The 16,453-nt window shown below is 33.6% G+C and carries 18 protein-coding genes; 10 read left to right on the top strand and 8 right to left on the bottom strand.

The window, feature by feature from the left end; translation table 11 throughout:
* The first annotated feature begins 70 nt into the window (after nucleotides 1-70).
* Nucleotides 71-445 (top strand): DUF1508 domain-containing protein, encoded by a 375-nt coding sequence (locus EV145_RS16765; RefSeq protein ID WP_133526351.1) that lies wholly within the window; start codon nucleotides 71-73, stop codon nucleotides 443-445.
* Between the two features lie 128 nt (nucleotides 446-573).
* Here EV145_RS16765 and EV145_RS16760 read toward each other — a convergent pair whose 3' ends face one another.
* Together EV145_RS16760 and EV145_RS16755 are read right to left on the bottom strand one after the other, a co-directional pair.
* Nucleotides 574-789 carry a hypothetical protein gene (locus EV145_RS16760; RefSeq protein WP_133526350.1) on the bottom strand — a complete coding sequence of 72 codons (216 nt, stop codon included), beginning with the start codon at nucleotides 787-789 and terminating at the stop codon, nucleotides 574-576.
* 350 nt (nucleotides 790-1,139) lie between these two features.
* A complete protein-coding gene (locus tag EV145_RS16755) occupies nucleotides 1,140-2,381 on the bottom strand; it encodes a 3-deoxy-D-manno-octulosonic acid transferase (RefSeq protein WP_133526349.1) in 1,242 nt (413 codons plus the stop codon).
* Nucleotides 2,382-2,515: 134 nt separating this feature from the next.
* On the opposite strand from EV145_RS16755, the gene EV145_RS16750 reads away from it, so the two are divergent.
* From EV145_RS16750 to EV145_RS16725, 6 genes are all read left to right on the top strand, one after another.
* Nucleotides 2,516-3,649: a DegT/DnrJ/EryC1/StrS family aminotransferase gene (locus EV145_RS16750; RefSeq protein ID WP_133526348.1), complete on the top strand. Its 1,134-nt coding sequence runs from the start codon at nucleotides 2,516-2,518 to the stop codon at nucleotides 3,647-3,649.
* Nucleotides 3,650-3,652: 3 nt separating this feature from the next.
* Nucleotides 3,653-4,093, top strand: a complete 441-nt coding sequence (locus EV145_RS16745; RefSeq protein WP_133526347.1) for a nuclear transport factor 2 family protein — start codon at nucleotides 3,653-3,655, stop codon at nucleotides 4,091-4,093.
* Between the two features lie 13 nt (nucleotides 4,094-4,106).
* A complete protein-coding gene (galE, locus tag EV145_RS16740) occupies nucleotides 4,107-5,120 on the top strand; it encodes a UDP-glucose 4-epimerase GalE (protein ID WP_133526346.1) in 1,014 nt (337 codons plus the stop codon).
* A 121-nt stretch (nucleotides 5,121-5,241) separates the two neighbouring features.
* Nucleotides 5,242-6,147 (top strand): DMT family transporter, encoded by a 906-nt coding sequence (locus tag EV145_RS16735; RefSeq protein ID WP_133526345.1) that lies wholly within the window; start codon nucleotides 5,242-5,244, stop codon nucleotides 6,145-6,147.
* Nucleotides 6,148-6,207: 60 nt separating this feature from the next.
* A complete protein-coding gene (locus EV145_RS16730; protein ID WP_133526344.1) occupies nucleotides 6,208-6,402 on the top strand; it encodes a hypothetical protein in 195 nt (64 codons plus the stop codon).
* Complete coding sequence (locus EV145_RS16725; RefSeq protein ID WP_133526343.1) at nucleotides 6,387-6,713, top strand: hypothetical protein; 327 nt, start codon at nucleotides 6,387-6,389, stop codon at nucleotides 6,711-6,713. The genes EV145_RS16730 and EV145_RS16725 overlap by 16 nt, the downstream gene beginning before the upstream one ends.
* A gap of 86 nt (nucleotides 6,714-6,799) precedes the next feature.
* On the opposite strand, the gene fabD is transcribed toward EV145_RS16725, so the two are convergent.
* Nucleotides 6,800-7,675: an ACP S-malonyltransferase gene (fabD, locus tag EV145_RS16720; protein WP_133526342.1), complete on the bottom strand. Its 876-nt coding sequence runs from the start codon at nucleotides 7,673-7,675 to the stop codon at nucleotides 6,800-6,802.
* A gap of 76 nt (nucleotides 7,676-7,751) precedes the next feature.
* Nucleotides 7,752-8,114 carry a DUF983 domain-containing protein gene (locus EV145_RS16715; protein WP_133526341.1) on the bottom strand — a complete coding sequence of 121 codons (363 nt, stop codon included), beginning with the start codon at nucleotides 8,112-8,114 and terminating at the stop codon, nucleotides 7,752-7,754.
* Between the two features lie 95 nt (nucleotides 8,115-8,209).
* Between EV145_RS16715 and EV145_RS16710 the strand changes: the two genes are divergently transcribed.
* Nucleotides 8,210-9,073, top strand: coding sequence for a helix-turn-helix domain-containing protein (locus EV145_RS16710; protein WP_133526340.1), 864 nt, complete (start codon nucleotides 8,210-8,212; stop codon nucleotides 9,071-9,073).
* Between the two features lie 245 nt (nucleotides 9,074-9,318).
* Here the strand turns inward: EV145_RS16710 and EV145_RS16705 are convergent, their stop codons facing one another.
* The 4 genes from EV145_RS16705 to EV145_RS16690 form a co-directional block, all read right to left on the bottom strand.
* Nucleotides 9,319-9,852, bottom strand: a complete 534-nt coding sequence (locus EV145_RS16705) for a YceI family protein (protein WP_133526339.1) — start codon at nucleotides 9,850-9,852, stop codon at nucleotides 9,319-9,321.
* Between the two features lie 254 nt (nucleotides 9,853-10,106).
* On the bottom strand, nucleotides 10,107-10,823 hold the full coding sequence (locus tag EV145_RS16700) for a pirin family protein (RefSeq protein ID WP_133526338.1): 717 nt from the start codon (nucleotides 10,821-10,823) through the stop codon (nucleotides 10,107-10,109).
* Nucleotides 10,824-11,241: 418 nt separating this feature from the next.
* Nucleotides 11,242-11,601, bottom strand: a complete 360-nt coding sequence (locus tag EV145_RS16695; protein ID WP_133526337.1) for a hypothetical protein — start codon at nucleotides 11,599-11,601, stop codon at nucleotides 11,242-11,244.
* 6 nt (nucleotides 11,602-11,607) lie between these two features.
* A complete protein-coding gene (locus tag EV145_RS16690) occupies nucleotides 11,608-13,089 on the bottom strand; it encodes a helix-turn-helix domain-containing protein (protein ID WP_133526336.1) in 1,482 nt (493 codons plus the stop codon).
* A gap of 208 nt (nucleotides 13,090-13,297) precedes the next feature.
* On the opposite strand from EV145_RS16690, the gene aceB reads away from it, so the two are divergent.
* Both aceB and aceA read left to right on the top strand, forming a co-directional pair.
* The gene (aceB, locus tag EV145_RS16685; RefSeq protein WP_133526335.1) at nucleotides 13,298-14,899 is read left to right on the top strand and encodes a malate synthase A; all 1,602 of its coding nucleotides are present in this window, start codon (nucleotides 13,298-13,300) and stop codon (nucleotides 14,897-14,899) included.
* A 252-nt stretch (nucleotides 14,900-15,151) separates the two neighbouring features.
* The gene (gene aceA, locus EV145_RS16680) at nucleotides 15,152-16,432 is read left to right on the top strand and encodes an isocitrate lyase (protein ID WP_133526334.1); all 1,281 of its coding nucleotides are present in this window, start codon (nucleotides 15,152-15,154) and stop codon (nucleotides 16,430-16,432) included.
* Nucleotides 16,433-16,453 lie beyond the last annotated feature (21 nt).

Genomic DNA, 16,453 nt, shown 5'->3' with positions numbered 1-16,453 from the left:
TCTAAGGATCTAAGAATCTATCCCGATAGCTATCGGGACTAATCAACAATTTAAAATCTAAAATTTCTAAATGGGTGCATTTGTAATCAGCAGGCGGTTTAATGATGAATATAAATTTACATTCACTTCGAGAAAAGGTAAAGTGATTTTTACGAGTTTAAGTTATGAGTTGAGGTTTGAGTGTGAAGAAGATATTCAGAAATTCAAGACGAACATCGAGCTTGCGAAGTTTTTGAAATTCAAGGGCTCTGGAGGGAAGTATTTTTTTAAATTGATGCTCGGTGAGGTTCATTTTGCGACTAGCCGTAAATATAGTACAGAATTGCTTTTGCAGAAGGGAATAAAGGAAATTGTTACTTATGCAGTAAAATCGGAGATTTTGGACTTCTCGTCAAATGATTCGATTTTTGAAGATGAAATTGTTGAGGAGGAAGAATTGGATTGATAATGATATAAAAAAAGTGTTCGCCATATGGTGAACACTTTTTTTTACTTCAAGCTTAAGTTTTAAGATTAAGCATAAAAAAAACCATCGCAATGATGGTTTTAAAATTTTTAGAACTTAGGTTCTAATTATTTTTTTACTTCTTCTACTTTAGCAGCAGCAGAGTCAACTTTAGCAGCAGCAGAATCAACAGTTGCAGCAGCAGAATCAACTACAGCAGCAGCAGAATCAACAGCAACAGCAGCAGAATCTACAGGAGCAGCTTCAGCAGCAGCGTCAGCTTTTTTACAAGATACAACAGTTAATACAGCAACAACAGCTAAACTTAAAAATACTTTTTTCATCTTACTTTATTATAAAAGGTTAATTATTAATTCGTGGCAAAGATATAAATTTTTTAATATGTAAAATATTTTTTCACTTTTTTTTTAAAATATTTTCATCGCTCACGATTATATTAGTTATCAATAAACATGCCAAAATACGAAAAAAATATTATATTATGGTATTTTTTACATAAATTATTTTTCGCTGCAGATTCATCATAAAAATTAATGTTTTAGATTCTCTTGCTTGCAGTTTATTTTGTTTTTTACCAAATATTCTTTAATCGGATTGTTTTGATTTTGGCCGTTTTTAATGCTTTTCAGGATCGTTCTGGCTATTTAGGAAGCTTTAATAAGGTTTAGAGGTTTTAGATTGTTTCTGAAACTATTTTCATAATGCAGTTTGTAGCTCCTTTATTGTCTTGAATAAAGTTTTGGCAAATTTTGCTTTTTTCTTCTAAATAATTTTTATCATTAAGTAATCGGTCAAAATATTCCTTTAATTCTTTTTCATTCGAAATAGAAATACAGCCACCTAATTTTACTAGCGAAACTGCTTCGGCAAAATTGGAATAATTTGGGCCAATCAAAATTGGAATTCCAAAAGTTGCCGGTTCGAGAACATTATGAATTCCTGGATTTCCGAAACCCCCGCCAACATAACCAATAGTTCCGTAACTGTATATTTTGGTTAATAAACCGATAGTGTCAATAATAAAGACGCTGTAATTTGATAAATCCGCGGTATGATCTTTTTCTGAAAACAAAACAGTAGGTTTTGTAATTTGAGATTTTAAGCTTGAGATTTGATCTTCTTTGATATTGTGTGGTGCTATTATGAATTTTATATTCGAAGGTGCTTGATTGATATATTCGGTTAATAAAGCTTCGTCCTTTGGCCACGAACTTCCTATAACAATTGTTGGAGCGTTGTTTTTGAATTTTTCAATAAAATCAACAGTATTGTCTCTTTCTAAAATGGCAGCGACGCGATCAAAGCGGGTATCGCCGGAAACAATTACATTTTGAAAACCAATTGCTTCAATTTTTTCTTTTGATTTTTCATTCTGAACAAAGAAATAAGTAAAAGCTTTCAAGGCTTTTCGGTAAAAACCGCCGTACCATTTAAAAAATACCTGATTGTCTCTAAAGATGCCGGAAATTAAATAAGTTGGTGTTTTGCTTTTTTCTAATTCCTTTAAATAATTAAGCCAAAATTCATATTTAATAAAAAACACCAGTTCTGGATGTGCTAATTTTAAAAATTTCTTTGCGTTGCTTTTGCTGTCTAAAGGCAAGTAAACAGTAACATCAGCAACTGTGTTATTTTTACGCACTTCGTATCCAGATGGTGAAAAAAAGGTTACAATGATTTTATGCGACGGATATTTTTCTTTGATTTTTTCAATAACGGGAAGTCCTTGTTCATATTCGCCAAGTGAAGCCGAATGAAACCAGATAGTTTTGTCTGCGGGTTTTATTTTTTCTTCTAAAATTGCAAAAACGTTTTTTCGGCCTTCTACAAAAAGCTTAATTTTCGGACTAAAAAGCGCTACGATTTTCAGAAAAAACCCAGCAATAGAAATAACTAAATTGTATAAAAAAAGCATCTGTTTATTTTTGTGGCTAAATTACATTTCTTTCGATTATTTTCATTGGTTTGAAGGTATTAAATAACTATTTTTGTTGCTCCTTTTAAAGATTATGTTTACAAATCAGATCTTTATTTTAAATGTTATTCAAAATGAAAAAAATACAAATGGTTGACTTAAAGAGTCAATATGAAAAAATAAAATCTACTGTTGACGCTTCAATTCAGGAAGTTTTAGATACAAATACTTATATAAATGGACCATTAGTTCATCAGTTTCAAAAAAATCTTGAAGATTATTTAGGCGCTAAGCACGTAATTCCATGCGCAAATGGAACCGATGCTTTACAGATTGCCATGATGGGTCTGGATTTGAAACCAGGTGATGAAGTTATTACTGCCGATTTTACTTTTGCAGCAACTGTTGAGGTTATTGCTTTATTGCAGTTAACGCCAGTTTTAGTTGATGTTGATATGGTAAATATGAATATTGATATTGATGCTATTAAAAAAGCAATTACGCCAAAAACAAAAGCAATTGTTCCAGTACATTTATTTGGACGTGCAGCTAATATGGATGCGATTATGGAAATTGCAACAGAACATAACTTATATGTAATAGAAGATAATGCACAGGCAATAGGTGCTGATTATGTTTCTAAATCTGGTGCAAAAACTAAAGTTGGAGTGATTGGTCACGTTGCAGCGACTTCATTTTTCCCGTCTAAAAATTTAGGATGTTATGGAGATGGTGGGGCGATTTTTACAAATGATGATAAATTAGCGCATATTATACGCGGAATCGTAAATCACGGAATGTATGAGCGTTATCATCATGATGTTGTGGGCGTGAATTCTCGTTTAGACAGTATTCAAGCCGGAGTTTTGAATGCAAAACTGCCTTTGCTTGATGAATATAATAAAGCACGTCGTTTAGCGGCAACAAAATATAATGCAGCTTTTGCAGGAAATGCGCATATCATTACGCCAGATTTTGATGCAAACGAAAATGATCACGTTTTTCATCAATATGTATTAAGAATTATTGATGCTGACAGAAATGCTTTAATGCAGCATTTATTAGATAAAGGGATTCCGTGTGCAATTTATTACCCAATTCCGCTGCATTCTCAAAAAGCTTATGTTGATACTCGTTATAAAGAAGAGCAATTTCCTGTTACGAATCAATTAGTGCAAGAAGTAATTGCTTTGCCAATGCATACAGAACTTGACGACGAACAAATTAAATTTATTACTGATTCGGTTCTAGAATTTTTAAACAAATAAATTATGAATAAATTTTCTGTTTTAATTTTAGCGATACTTGTTCAGGTTGCTGTTTTTGCTCAAAAAACAAATGCAAAAGAAGAGACGGCTGTTAAAGATCAGGTTGAAATTTTGCGCAAAGCCATGATTGATGCTGATGGTGTGAAATTAAAATCATTAACAGCAGAAAATTTGAGTTATGTTCATTCGAATGGAACTTTTCAAAATCAAGCAGAATTTATCGATGGAATTGTTAGCGGGAAATCAGATTTTGTAACTATAGATTTTCAAGACCAAACCATCACAATTCAAAATGATGTTGCGATTGTTAGGCATGTACTCGCGGCTCATACTAAAGATGGCGGTGTTGATAAAGATATAAAAATAGGAATAATGCTTGTTTGGCAAAAGCAAAAAAGCAAATGGCTTCTTATTGCCAGACAAGCTTATAAATTAACTACATAAAAACAACCAAAAAATGAAAGTATTAGTAACAGGAGGATTAGGTTTTATTGGTTCTCACACCGTAGTCGAATTGCAAAATGAAGGCTTTGAAGTGGTGATAATTGATAATCTCTCAAACTCTTCAGAAGATGTTTTAAAAGGAATTACAGCTATTACAGGAAAAACGCCTTTGTTTGAAAAAATTGATTTAAGAGAAAAAAGCGCCGTTCAGGATTTCTTTAAAAAACATAATGATGTTACTGGTGTAATTCATTTTGCAGCTTCAAAAGCAGTTGGTGAAAGTGTTGAGCAGCCATTGTTGTATTATGAAAATAACATTAGCAGTTTGGTTTACCTATTGCAGGAATTGCAGCAAAAAACTGAGGCAAGTTTTATTTTTAGCTCGTCTTGTACAGTTTATGGTCAAGCTGAAAAAATGCCAATTACAGAAGATGCTCCTGTTCAAACAGCAATGTCTCCTTACGGAAATACAAAGCAAATAGGAGAAGAAATTATTACTGATACAACTAAAGTGACTAATATTAGCGCTATTTTACTGCGTTATTTTAATCCGGTTGGAGCACACCCGTCAACTGAAATTGGAGAATTGCCACTTGGAGTTCCACAAAATTTAGTTCCTTTTATTACACAAACAGGAGTAGGATTGCGTCAGGAATTGTCTGTTTTTGGAAATGATTATCCAACGCCAGATGGAACTGCAGTTCGTGATTATATTCACGTTGTAGATTTGGCAAAAGCACATGTTATTGCATTACAACGTTTATTGAATAAAAAGAATTTAGCAAAAGTAGAAACATTTAATTTAGGAACCGGAAAAGGAAGTTCAGTTCTTGAGGTAATTCATAGTTTTGAAAAAGTAAGCGATAAAAAACTGCCGTACGTAGTTAAGCCGCGTCGAGAAGGTGATATCACTGAAGCTTATGCAAATACAGATAAAGCAAACAACGTTTTAGGCTGGAAAGCTGAATTAAGTTTAGATGAAGCAATGGCAAGTGCTTGGAAATGGGAACAGAAAGTTCGTTCTTAAAGAATAATTAGAAGAAAAATATAATGCAAAGACATACTGCAGTGTGTCTAATAAATAAAAAAAATACCAAATAATCGATCTGTGATTATTTGGTATTTTTTTTAAATGGAATTTCACTTTTATGAAACAAAGTTTAGATTATAAATTGATTTTTGCTCTTGCAGCTGTCGGAATCGTTTGGGGGACTACCTTCTTGGGGATCCGAGTTGCAGTTGAGACAATTCCGCCCTGGTTTGTAACTTCAATTCGTCAAGGGCTCGCTGGATTGATAATGATGACTATTTTGTTGTTTAAAAGGCAACTAAAATGGATTGGTTGGAAGAATTTAAAACAACAGCTCATTCCATCAGTTTTAATGATTGTAATTGCGAATGGTTTTACAACAATTGCAGAACAAACGCTCCCTAGCGGATTAGCTTCTGTAATCAGTGCTTTGTCACCTATTCTTATTTTTTTAGGAAGCATTTTATTCGGATTGCAAAAAATAAGTTTAAAAGGAGTTGTAGGAGTAATTATTGGATTCTCAGGAGTGGTTTTTATATTTAAAGACGGACTTGGATCGTTTTTAGATGCTGATTACCGAACCGGGATGATGTTCATGGGTTTTGCAATCTTAGCCTGGGCGGCAGGAACTATTTATGTTAAAACACATGCCAATAAATCAAATAATATTACGCTTAATTTGTTTTATCAATTTACTATGGCTTCTTGTATTCAGCTGGTTTTAGCATCTATTTTTTCACTAAATCCAGATTTGAGTTCATGGAGTTCAAGAAGCATTTTTGCAGCTTTATATTTGTCGGTTTTTGGTTCAGTGATAGCTTTTTTCTGTTATAACTATGCTTTAAAACATGTTACAGCGGTGCAGGTTTCTATTTTGTCGTACATAAACACCATAATTGCCGTGTTTTTAGGCTGGCTTCTTTTAGATGAAACAATTACAATTGATTTTATTATTGCAACAGCGCTTATCATTCTTGGAGTTTTTATTGTAAATTACAAAAAGAAGGAAAAGAAATCTTTATAAAAAATGGTCAATTTGATTTAATTTATTTTGTAAATTTGTAAGAATAAATATGTAGGAATTATGGATTCGGATAAAGAAAATAAAAAAAATAATAAAGTTGAAGAACCTAGAGTTGAATACGAAGTTCAGAAACCTAAGTTTAAAGGAATAGATCGTGAGACTTTTGATTTTGATGCCGAGTTTGCAAAAGGACTAACTCCAGAGGAAGCAAAAGCTGAAGCGAAAAGAAGAATTAGAGAATGGTGGGGAAAATAGAAGTTATTTTTACACCAGCTGTAGTTAGTTATCTTGACGATTTAGCAATCGAATTATATAAAAAAGAATATTTTGGCTTTATTGAATCTGCGGAAGAATATGTTTCTAATATTTATGATGCCGTCCCAGAAAGAATTAAAAAATCTCCTTATAAGAAAACTCCAAAATCGCTACAATATCTAGGTTCAAATTATATTTTTTATAAAGCAAATTCAAGAACAACTTGGTATGTCTTTTTTGAAAAAAGTAATCAAAATTATTTGATCACGGGAATTATAAATAATTATTGCTCAGAAGCAAAAGAGCTATAAAAAACAAAATCCTCATAAACATTAATTTATGAGGATTTTTTATGTAGTAAATAACGGATCACTAAAAACTGAATACTGAACACTAATTATGCGTTAGCAGTAGCAGCTTCTTTATCAATTTTATTAATCAAACCAGCTAATACTTTCCCCGGTCCAACTTCAGTAAACAAAGTAGCGCCGTCAGCGATCATTTGTTGCACAGATTGCGTCCATTTTACAGGAGCAGTTAATTGAATGATTAAGTTCTTTTTAATTTCGTTTGCATCTGAAACCGCATTTGCAGTTACGTTTTGATACACTGGACAAATTGGAGTAGAGAACGTCGTTGCTTCAATTGCAGCGGCTAATTCTTCTCTTGCTGGTTCCATCATCGGTGAGTGAAATGCACCTCCAACAGGTAAAATTAAAGCACGTTTTGCTCCGGCAGCTTTCATAGCTTCACAAGCTTTTTCAACTGCTGAAGTTTCTCCTGAAATTACTAATTGTCCTGGGCAGTTGTAATTTGCTGCAACAACGATTCCGTCAATAGAAGCGCAAACTTCTTCAACAATATTATCAGCTAGACCTAAAACCGCAGCCATTGTAGATGGTGTAATTTCGCAGGCTTTTTGCATTGCCAAAGCACGTTGCGAAACTAATTTTAAACCATCTTCAAAAGATAAAGTTCCGTTAGCAACCAATGCTGAAAACTCTCCTAAAGAATGTCCGGCAACCATCTCTGGTTTGAAATCTTCGCCTAAAGTTTTAGCTAAAACAACAGAGTGTAAAAATACTGCTGGCTGAGTCACTTTAGTTTCTTTTAGTTCTTCGGCAGTACCTTCAAACATAATATCTGTAATTCTAAAACCTAAAATTTCGTTAGCTTTTTCGAATAATTCTTTGGCTAAAGCCGAGTTTTCATAAAGGTCTTTGCCCATTCCTGTAAACTGTGCGCCCTGACCTGGAAATACGTATGCTTTCATTTGTCTAATTTGTTTTTTTTTTTATTTTTTTGGAATTGAAAATTAGTTTCAATTGAAAGGCAAAAATAACACTTTTTTATTTCGTATAATCCTTAAACAGATAAATCCATGCTAATCGTGAAAATCTCAGATTGAAAGAAGTGAGCAAAGTAATCACAACTGCAATAATCGGAATGATTCTTAAATCGAAATTTTTTTCAAAGAAAAACTGAGCAATACAATACGTTGCAATTCCCTGAGCGACTGTTAATCCGTAGTTTACGTACATGGCGCCAAAGAAATAACCAGGTTCTTTTTGGAATTTATAATTACAATGACTGCAGTATTCATTCATTTTTGGAAGACCGAAAGCAAAAAAAATACTTTTGTCTGTAAAAACTTTTCCCTTATGACAAATCGGACATTCGTTACTTAAAATATGAGTTAATGCATTTGACATGACTTTGTTGTTTTTTATTTATACAAAGGTAATTCGGAGTTGAATAAAAGTCTTTTTAGTATCTTCGCTACTTATAGCACAATAAAGACATTTTTATGCAAAAGTATCCCGTTTATAGTGTTCAGAATTTTAGTTGTAACGACATTCATCGCGATTTTTATGTCAATACTTTTAAAGAGCATCTAAAAAGCCACAGTTTTGTGGAAGAACCGCATAGGCATGATTCGTATTTAATGGTGTTTTTTACAAATGGTTCAGGATTACATGAAGTCGATTTTGATCAATTCGAAATTAAAAGAGGAAGTTTGTTCGTTCTTCAGCCAGGACAAATGCACCATTGGAGTTTGTCTGAAGATATTGAAGGCTTTGTGATTATCTTTTCGCAGGAATTATATAATTTATATTTCGGACAAAAAAACATCAACGATTATAATTTTTATCATTCTATTCATAACCGACCGGAAATGGTTTTTGAAGAGAATGAAATACCGAAAATCTTGCCGTATTATGACTTGCTAATTCAGGAAAACAATTTAAATAATAAATACCAGCTCGATAAAATGCTGAATTTATTAGATTCAATTCATATAGAAATTTCAAGAAAATACAGCGAAACCTATTCGCATCAAACGCATTCGTACAATATCAAAATCAACACATTTGAATCGCTTTTAGAACAATATTTTAGAAAGGAAAAATTGCCATCTTTCTACGCAGAAAAACTAAATATTACTCTTAAACATTTAAATAGAATTTGCAATGAAATTCTGCAAAAGACGGCAACAGAAGTTATAACAGACCGCGTAATTCTAGAAATAAAAAGAATGTTAATTGACAAACAATTAGCTGTAAACGAAGTTGCGTTTAAAGTAGGTTACGAAGATTATTCGTATTTCTCCAGATTCTTCAAAAAACAAACAGGAATGTCGCCAACAGAATTTAGAAGTACAGTACGATGATTTTTTGTTTGCCACGAATTACACTAATTTCCACAAATTACTATTTTTATTTTTTTGCCACAGATTAAACGGATTATTTGGATTGTAAATCTGTGAAAATCTTTTAACCTGTGGCTAAAAACATTTCAGCATTTGAGAAAAAATTAGTGCAAATTAGTGTAATTCGTGGCAAACAAAAAAAAAGCCTGCACTTCCTTAAAAGTGCAGGCTTCTCAACCAACCAAATTAAAACCTATTATAAAGTATTAAGCTTGTTTTACGAATTGTAATTCGATGTTTAATTTTACTTCTTCGCCAACTAAAACGCCTCCAGTTTCAAGAGCTGAGTTCCAGTTTAATCCCCAATCTTTACGATTAATTTTTCCTTCAATGCTTAAGCCTACTTTTGTATTTCCCCAAGGATCAGTCAAGATTCCGCTATATTCTACTGGGAATTTTACTTCTTTAGAAATTCCTTTGATTGTTAAATCTCCAGTTAATTGATAATCTCCAGCATCAATTTTTTTGAAAGAGGAAGCTTTGAAAGTCAATTTTGGATTGTTTTCAACGTCAAAGAAATCAGCGCTTCTCAAGTGTCCGTCTCTGTCTGCATTTGCAGTGTCAATTGAAGCGATATCGCCAGAAAATTGGATATCAGCATTTTCGAAGTCATCTCCTTCTGTAGTAATTGTAGCGTCATAAGTTCCAAATTTACCTGAAACATTTGTAAACATCATGTGTTTAACTTTAAAACCAATTTCTGAATGTGTTGGGTCAATTGACCATTTTGTAGTTGCCATAATTTTATTTTTTAAATAATTAATTTCATTTTGATAGGACAAAGTTACGGTGGGAGTAAGCGTAACGCACTTAACCTAGATTAAGAAATAAAAGATGTCCTATTTATTTTTTAGATGATTATCTTAAAAATACAATTCTGATGTAAATTAAAATTATCCATTAGGAAAAGTTTAGTAAAAAATAAACGGTAATAATCTGAATTTCAGATTGATTACCGTTTCTTAAAAAAAAAGTATTAGTTGTGTTGTATGAATTAATAGTTCATTGGAATATCCATTAATAAGAATTCCGCATCCAAGTTTGCTTTTATAGTTAAAACATCAGTTCCTGAAATTCCAACCGCATCACGAGTATTCAATTCCTGACCGTTGATCGTTACGTTTCCTTTTAAAATGAAAGCATAAACTCCATTTCCTTCTTTTTTAATTTTGTATTCTGTTGCAATTCCGGCATCAAAATTTCCCATATTGAACCAAGCGTCTTGGTGAATCCAAACACCTTCATCGTCTGCATTTGGAGATAGAATTTGAGCCAATTTATTGTGTCTGTCAGCAACATTCAAAGTAATTTGTTGGTAACGTGGCGTAACATTTCTCTTATTTGGAAATAACCAGATTTGCAATAATTTAGTCTGTTGATCTGCATTTGGGTTAAACTCGCTATGTTGAACTCCGGTTCCGGCACTCATCACCTGAATATCGCCATTTTTGATGATTTCAGTATTTCCCATGCTGTCTTTGTGAGCCAAATCGCCTTCTAATGGAATGGTAATAATTTCCATATTGTCGTGAGGATGCGTTCCAAAACCCATTCCGCCCGCAATCGTATCATCGTTTAAAACACGAAGTGCTCCAAACTGAATTCTATCTGGATTGTACCAGCTCGCAAAACTAAAGCTATGATAGGCATTTAGCCATCCGTGATTTGCATTTCCTCTTGTTTCTGCTTTGTGCAATACTATATTTTCCATGATTTTATGTTTTGTTAATTTTATAGTACAAAGATACCATCAAGGTCAAGCAAAAGCACTTAATGTAGATTAAGAAAAGATTCTGAGGTTCTGAGGTGCTGAGATTCTAAGGTTTTTTTGAAGGTGCAGAGTTACAAAGGCTCAGAGTTGCAGAGGTTTTTTCTTTTGAAGAGAAAATTACCATGAAGTTTGTCATTCTGATGTTCCGGAGGAACAAAAGATATTGTAGGGAGGGATTTTAATCCATTCTTCGCATGCAAAATCGCCTATCTTTGTCGAGCTACTTGCGATGGACGGATTAAAATCCATCCCTACAAAATTGGTCGAGCCAATGGCTCTTTCATAACCTTTGTCGAACTTCTAGTGTGATCCTTCATTCCTCAGGATGACAAGATTGTAGTTGCGTCTAAAAAAAGAATTATTTAATCTTAATCAGTTTTCCTTTCCCGACCACTTCATCAAGATAATTTGCAACCAAACTTTTTTTATCATGCATGTAAAACAGAATAGTGTCCTTTTTAATTTGATCTTTTGGAATGCTGATAATCAAGTCTTTATTGATGAAGTTGTCCAAAAGGATTACATTGCCATATGAAATTTTTCCTTTTGGCACATATTTGTTATCAAATGCAAATACACTATCATTAAAAGTAATTTTATCTTTTTGAATATAAAGATTGTCATCTTCTATCAAATAATTATAACGACCATTAAGTTTGTCTGTGTTCTGGATAAAGCTAATTGAAAGCAGTGTTATTAGTAATGTAAAATATTTCATGATGTTTTAACTGAATTGATTTATAAACTGCTGCACAACCGCATCTGTATTCTCGTGACGTTTTTTCTTTTCCAATTCAATTGGTGGAGAAGCTCTTTCAAGACAATCTTTCACATCGCAGGTTTCGCACGTAACGCCAACAATTCTCTTAACTAAAGGTTTTCCTTCAATGAATTTGAATTTCTTTTTCATTGCAGGCGTGATCAAAATTCCGACAGAAATACTGCGAATATTATGATCAACAAAAGGGTCTTTTGTTGCCGATGAAAAAACCAAATATTCATTGCCACTATGAACGTAACTCGAAATTTGAGCGTCAAAAAAGTGAGCTTTATTTTGTTTGATTGCCTCGTCTATGGTTTTTACCGAAACCCATCGTCGGCAATAATGCTCGTTTGTTTCGTTGGCGTGTGGTTCTTGCTGATTCGTGATGTGCAATTCTTTTTTGATCTGATAAACATCAGAACCAATTTTATGGGACATTCTTAAAAAGAACAAGTTTTTGAGCTGGAAATCCTTTGGTAATAAATTCGTTAACCTTTGATAAAATGATTCTGGAGAAACTTCAAAGCTTTCAATCAACGCTACAAATTCTTCTGGATTTGGTTTTTCATTGGTTAAAAAAGCATTCACTTTATCTACAACCAATTGTCGTGGCAGTAATAAAGCTCCAGCAAAATAAGAGGCGTAAAAATTATTTAAAACCTGATCGAAATTTTCAAACTTAATCCAGCTGAAAGTCAGTAAACGATCGGAAATTTTTAAATAATTATAGGCTATTTCTTTAGCTAAAATAAAAGCTTTCTGTGGAGCGTCGAGTTCTGTAGAAAGCAATAAAGTCTTGCTTTTCGGTACAAAAATCGAACGCAAATCGCCCAAAGCTTCCTGATCTGTAAAAGCAATTTCTGTTATCGTATAATCGTATTCTTCCTTTAGAATCGCTTCTAATTCTTCAATGGTGATTTTTGAATCTAAATTAATCTGAAACGACTTCGAAAACGCAATTACTTTTTCTTCTAAATCTTCAAAATAATTACTGTGTGCTTCTTGATAGGAGCGTAAAGCAGCTAAAAAGAAGCTTTCACGGCTTAAATTATAATGCTGTGCAATTTCGATAATCGTACTAATAAACGCATTGACTTTCGCAGGAGCATTGGCTATAATATCGATTAAATCGGCTTCTTGAATTCCGAAAAGCTCTAGCGGAATCTCTTTCAGGATTCCTGATTTTAAGATTTCGCCAATTGGAGCAAGGTTGTTGTCTAGTTTTAAAGACACCATTTGGTCGTAAGCCACGTCCAAATGTTCGCAAAGAAGTAAAATTTTATCTGTTTTTGGATATTTTTTTCCCTTTTCAATCTCGTTTAAATACGATTTTGAAAGATTTGTCAGTTTGGCTAAGCCAAAAAGCGAAAGATTTTTTTGAGTCCGAACTTGCTTTAGTTTTAGTCCGAAGATCAGCTTTATATAGTCTTTTTCGATATCCATGAACCAAATATAACTATTATAAAAATAATCGCCAAAAAATTATTTTTAATATTTAGCGAACGTTCGCTTGTTTTGTAAAAAACTTTTTTTTAATATTGTGGTGTAGAAATTATTAAATATCAAAACGTTACGATTTTAATATTCTGAAATGAATAGACGATGAGTAAATGATGAGATTTTTTTCTAATAAAAAAATAAAACCGCAGCTATGAAAAACCAATTAGAAATTACCGAAACGGCAATGGAATTTTTAGCCGAAAAGAAGCTTTCTTATCCAAAGATATGGACCGAAGAAGCGATTATTTTTATAACCGAATTGCATCGAAAATTCGAATCGCAACGAAAATTATTGCTTTTGCAGAGAGAACAAAAACAAGTCACTTTTGATCAGGGAATCATGCCGACTTTTATTGCGGAAACCAAAAGCGTCAGAGAAGGTAATTGGACAGCTGGTGAAATTCCAAAAGATTTATTAGACAGAAGAGTGGAGATTACCGGACCAGTTGATCGCAAAATGATTATCAACGCTTTGAATTCGGGAGCCAAAACTTTTATGGCCGATTTTGAAGATAGTACTTCTCCAACCTGGCAAAATTTGATGGACGGTCAGCTTAATTTAATCGATGCAGTTAACAAAACAATTACATACACCGATTTAGTTAAGCAAAAATCGTATCATTTAAATGAAAAGATTGCGACCTTAATTGTGCGTCCACGTGGTTTGCATTTGCCGGAAAAACATCTTTTAATTGAAGGAAAAGAAGTTTCGGGTTCTTTAGTAGATTTTGGTTTGTATGTTTTTCATAATCATAAAAGACTTTTAGAAAACAATTCTGGGCCCTATTTCTACATTCCGAAATTAGAACATTATCTGGAAGCAAGATGGTGGAATAATGTAATTGATTTTACCGAGGATTATTTGAAACTGAAACGAGGAACTATAAAAGTGACGGTTTTGATTGAAACTATTACTGCCAGTTTTCAGCTGGATGAAATCATTTACGAATTGAAAGAACATATTGTTGGTTTGAATTGCGGGCGTTGGGATTATATTTTCTCGTACATCAAAAAGTTCAGAAAAAATCCAAAATTCATTGTTCCAGACCGCGATCAGGTAAATATGAATTCGCCTTTTATGAATGCGTATTCAAATTTGGTAATTCAGAGATGTCATAAAAGAGGAATTCATGCGATTGGCGGAATGGCAGCGCAGATTCCGATTCGAAATAATGAAGAAGCCAATGCAATTGCTTTTGCAAAAGTAAGAACGGATAAAGAGCGTGAGGTTAAAAATGGTCACGACGGAACTTGGGTCGCACATCCCGATTTAGTTTCATTGGCAAAAGAAATTTTTGACAAAGGAATGCCAACTCCAAATCAAATTCATATTAAAAGAGAACATCGAAAAATTACAGAAGCTGATTTGATTGAGCCACCAATTGGGCTGATAACTGAAAATGGCGTTCGTAAAAACATCAACGTAGGGGTTTTGTACCTGGCTTCATGGTTAAACGGACAAGGCGCAGCGGCATTGCACAATTTGATGGAAGATGCTGCAACAGCCGAAATTTCAAGATCGCAATTGTGGCAATGGCTTCAGAATAAAGTTCTTTTAGATAATGGACGAAAATTAGATTTGGCTTATTATCACGAATTAGCTTTAGATGAATTCAGAAAAATCAGAGAAGAATTGGGCGCAGAAAATCACGAAAAGCAACAATTTCCGCTGGCTGAAAAAGTATTGGAAAGATTAGTAGTAAATACTGATTTTGTTGATTTCTTAACTATTCCGTGCTACAAATATTTATAATAAAACGTTGCCATTTTATAAACACATAGAAACATAGGTCCAGAATCTGAAAAAAAAGAATTTTTTTAAAAAATCTAGATTTTCACACATAACTATGTTTGTTCTCGCAAATGAAACGCCTTAACCACAAAGGTAGTCTATGTTTCTAAGTGTTTAAAAAAATAAGTCCAGTTAAAACTGAATACTAAAAACTGCGACTGAAAACTGCGACTGAAAACTATTACTTACTAACCACTTTAACTTAAACTATTTATGAAAACAACAGAAGACAGAATTCAGGAATTGATTAACGATTGGATAACGAACCCAAGATGGAAAGGTGTTGAACGTCCTTACACTGCAAGTGAAGTAGTTACGCTTCAGGGTTCTTATCATATTGAGCACTCCATAGCCAAAATGGGAGCACAAAAATTATGGAGAAAGTTAAAAAGTCAGGATTATGTAGCTGGTTTGGGGGCGTTGACTGGAAATCAGGCGATTCAGGAAGTCGATGCAGGTTTAGAAGCAATTTATTTGAGCGGATGGCAGGTTGCTGCTGATGCAAATCTAGCAGGTGAAATGTATCCGGACCAATCGCTTTATCCAGTAAACAGCGTTCCGATGGTTGTTAAAAAAATCAATAATGCTTTGTTGCGTGCTGATCAGATTCAGACTGTAAATAATATTGAAGATAAAAAAGATTATTTAGTTCCGATTGTGGCTGATGCCGAAGCGGGTTTTGGGGGAAACCTAAATGCTTTCGAACTAATGAAATCGATGATTGAAGCAGGAGCTTCTGGAGTTCATTTTGAAGATCAGTTGAGTTCTGCTAAAAAGTGCGGACACTTGGGCGGAAAGGTTTTGGTTCCAACTCAGGAAGCAATCAATAAACTAATTGCAGCACGTCTGGCTTCTGATGTTATGGGGGTTTCTACTTTAATTGTTGCCAGAACAGATGCAGAAGCAGCAAATTTATTGACGAGCGATGCAGATCCAAGAGATAGGAAATTTTTAACGGGTGAAAAAACAGCAGAAGGTTTCTTTTACGTGAAAAACGGAATTGAGCAGGGAATTGCAAGAGGTTTGAGCTACGCTCCTTATGCCGATTTAATTTGGATGGAAACCAGTAATCCGGATTTGGAATTTGCGAGAAAGTTTGCAACAGCGATGAAAAAAGAATTTCCAGATAAAATGCTGGCATACAATTGTTCTCCGTCTTTCAATTGGGCAGCAAAATTAACGGTTGCCGAAATGGAAACGTTTAGGGAAGATTTAGCAGCTATGGGATATAAATTCCAATTCATTACTTTGGCGGGATTCCATGCTTTGAATACCAGCATGTTTGAATTGTCTAGAGCTTATAAAGAGCGAGGAATGGCAGGGTATTCTGAATTGCAGGAAAGAGAATTCGCTTTACAGAAAAATGGATTCAGAGCTGTAAAACACCAAGCTTTTGTGGGGACTTCTTATTTTGATGCCGTTCAAAATACAGTTATGATTGGAAAATCAACTCTAACAGCCATGGAACATTCTACGGAGGTTGAGCAATTTTAATTCTTTTTTTTAACCATTAAG

It is taken from the genome of Flavobacterium sp. 245 (genome assembly GCF_004362055.1).
Classification (GTDB): domain Bacteria; phylum Bacteroidota; class Bacteroidia; order Flavobacteriales; family Flavobacteriaceae; genus Flavobacterium.
The sequence above is the reverse complement of the archived record's forward strand: the minus strand, read 5'-3'. Positions and strand labels throughout refer to the sequence as shown.